Annotated in this window: 2 protein-coding genes and 1 pseudogene; all 3 read left to right on the forward strand. The window is 65.9% G+C overall.

All coding sequences use genetic code 11. The annotated features are described in order from the left end of the window. Positions 1–757: hypothetical protein (locus NN4_RS44565; protein ID WP_222595286.1), on the forward strand; the 757-nt coding region annotated here is incomplete at its 5' end. Between the two features lie 246 nt (positions 758–1,003). Continuing rightward, positions 1,004–1,210 carry a helix-turn-helix transcriptional regulator gene (locus NN4_RS44570; RefSeq protein WP_135234735.1) on the forward strand — a complete coding sequence of 69 codons (207 nt, stop codon included), beginning with the start codon at positions 1,004–1,006 and terminating at the stop codon, positions 1,208–1,210. 2 nt (positions 1,211–1,212) lie between these two features. Then, a pseudogene (locus NN4_RS44575) lies at positions 1,213–1,604 on the forward strand (site-specific integrase); the annotation flags it as partial.

The following is a 1,604-nucleotide window of genomic DNA, read 5'->3' on the forward strand; positions in this document are numbered from 1 at the left end:
GGCGCGGCGCGAGCACGAAGGAGACGCCGAAATGACCACCCCAACCGTCCAGAAAACTGGACACCGCGAGGTCAGCACCGACCGGGAAGCTCGCGCGATGTACGCACTCGTGCAGCAGCGCGCGATCCAAGTCGACCTACTCGCCGAGTTCCTCGGTACCGGCCGCAACCACGTCTACGAACTCCGCGAGCACCTGGAGGCGGCCGGCCTCGTGCACCCGCTGATGCGCGTCGGCCCCGGCCCGAAATGGATCGTGCCGACCCGATCCGCGGTTACCCGGTTCTTCGGTACCTCGCGTCCGGACTGGCGGCCCTCGCCTTTGTGGTCAGTGCGCGGGCGCGCGATCACCCGCACCCGCATCGCCCTGGGAGCCACCGCATTCGACGCGTGGGAGTCCGAACGCGAACTCAGCTACCGCGCGCACCACCCACGCCGCTACCCCTACGACGGCCGCACCGCGCGCACCGGCACTGTCTCACGCGCCGTGCTCGTGCTGGGACACCGAGACACCAGCGGTGCGGACCTGGTGCACCAGGTCACCCGAGCAGGCCGATGCGCCGCCGACGACGGGTGCACAGAACTGCTGCTCGTGCACCACCAGCCCGCCGACGCGCCAGCGGTGCGCACCGCCTGTGACAAGGCGTCACTGCCCGTCTCACTGGCTGTCTCAGCTGTCACCCTCACCGCGCTCACGTGGGACGGACCGACCGCAATCCGCACTGTCCGTACTGGTCAGCGACTCCAGTTGGCTGGGTGAACGCGATGAATTTCAGATCACTCGCGACATCCACGCAAGCGGTAGATGACATGGCATGTTCCAGCCCGCGCACCGGCCTCCACCGCCCCTGTCTCACCGTGCACCACCGACTGCACCACTCCGACCCGCAGTGCACCACCGCTGTCTCACGTGGTGCACCGGCCGTGACAACGCACGCACCGACGTGCACCACCTCCGACCCCCAGCGCACCACCGTACGCACCGCCAAGAACTGAGGAAACGATCATGAGCACTGACCGCTATCTGCAAGCAACCGACTGTGAAGAACTCACCGGCATTCCCGCCGCCACGTGGCGGTACTGGGCACACATCGGCTCGGACATCGGCCGCCGTAGCTTCAAACTCGGCCGCCGCCGTGTCTGGCGGCAAAGCGTCATCGAAGCGTGGATCACTGAACAGGAAGCCAAGACCCAGACCGGCGGAGCCGCGTAGCCATGCCCGCACGACGGAACCGCCGCTCCGGAGTCGAAGACCTCTGGACCAAAGAACAACGCGACGACGACGGCACGGTCCGGCGCGTTCCGTCAAAACTGCACGGCAGAGGTAAACGCTGGCGCGCCCGCTACGTTGACGATGCCGGACACGAACACACCAAGCGATTCCCACGAAAGACGGATGCGCAGTCCTGGCTGGATGGTCAGGTCTCAGCACTCGTGCAGGGAGTCCATGTCGCGCCGCGCGATGGTCAGCGGACGGTAGCTCAATGGTGCGCAGTTTGGCTAAAAGGCTATGCGCAGCATAGGGATAACACTGTCGAGCTGGCGAAATGGCATGTCAAGAAGATCGAAGCCGAGTTCGGTGTCCTTCAGCTGTCAGCTGTCCGGCC

Origin of the sequence: Nocardia ninae NBRC 108245 (genome assembly GCF_007990755.1) — a bacterium.
GTDB classification, from domain to species: domain Bacteria; phylum Actinomycetota; class Actinomycetes; order Mycobacteriales; family Mycobacteriaceae; genus Nocardia; species Nocardia ninae.

Excerpts from the sequence above, each read along its gene's own strand:
- NN4_RS44570 (WP_135234735.1), top strand. The coding sequence starts at position 1,004 with ATGAGCACTGACCGCTATCTGCAAGCAACCGACTGTGAAGAACTCACC.